This window comes from Imhoffiella purpurea, from assembly GCF_000585215.1.
In the GTDB taxonomy this organism is placed as follows: Bacteria; Pseudomonadota; Gammaproteobacteria; order Chromatiales; family Chromatiaceae; genus Imhoffiella; species Imhoffiella purpurea.
In genome coordinates this window covers 1-890 of record NZ_AONC01000103.1, presented here as the reverse complement: position 1 = coordinate 890, position 890 = coordinate 1, and the positions used below count along the sequence as shown (strand labels likewise).

At 69.7% G+C, this 890-nt stretch carries 1 protein-coding gene; it reads right to left on the bottom strand.

Translation table 11 applies throughout. The features are described 5' to 3' along the window. A partial coding sequence (locus D779_RS20465; RefSeq protein ID WP_043758240.1) for a methyl-accepting chemotaxis protein occupies positions 1-890 on the bottom strand: 890 nt, incomplete at both ends.

Here is an 890-nt window from a genome sequence, read left to right as displayed (position 1 = left end):
ACGCGGGTCTGGTCCTCGAGGCTCTCGGCCGCGGCCGCCGCCTCCTCCACCAGGGCCGCGTTCTGCTGCGTCACCTCGTCCATCTGCGTCACCGCCCGCGTCACCTGATCGATCCCCGATTCCTGCTCGCGCGAGGCCTGGGTGATCTCGTCGACCAGGGTCGCCAGCTGACGGAACCGGCCCACCACCTCCTCCATGGTCGAGCCCGCCTGACCGGCCAGCTGCGCCCCGGTCTCCACCTTGCCCACCGAGTCGGTGATCAGCTCCTTGATCTCCTTGGCCGCCTGCGCGCTGCGCTGCGCCAGACTGCGCACCTCCGCCGCCACCACCGCGAATCCGCGCCCCTGCTCGCCCGCGCGCGCCGCCTCCACCGCCGCGTTGAGCGCCAGAATGTTGGTCTGGAAGGCGATCCCGTCGATCACGCTGATGATGTCGGCGATCCGCCGGCTCGACTCCTGGATCGCACCCATGGTATCGACCACACGACGCACCATCTCGCCACCCTGGGTGGCGACCGCGTTCGCCCCCTGCGCCAGACCGTTGGCCTGCTCGGCGTTCTGCGCATTCTGCTTGACCGTGGCGTTGAGCTCCTCCATCGAGCTGGCCGTCTCCTCCAGACTCGCCGCCTGCTCCTCGGTGCGTCCCGACAGGTCCGAGTTGCCCGCCGCGATCTCGCCCGCGGCGCTGCGGATGTTCTCCGAAACTTCCAGGATGCGGCCCACCACCTCGCGCAGCCGTCCGACCGTGAGATTGGTGTCGTCCTTGAGCTGACCGAAGGTACCGGCATACTCGGCCTCGATCCCGCGCGTCAGATCCCCGCGCGCGATCGCGTCCAGCACTCCGGCCACGTCGCTCAGCCCCGCCGACATGATGTCGAGCAGCCGGTTCAG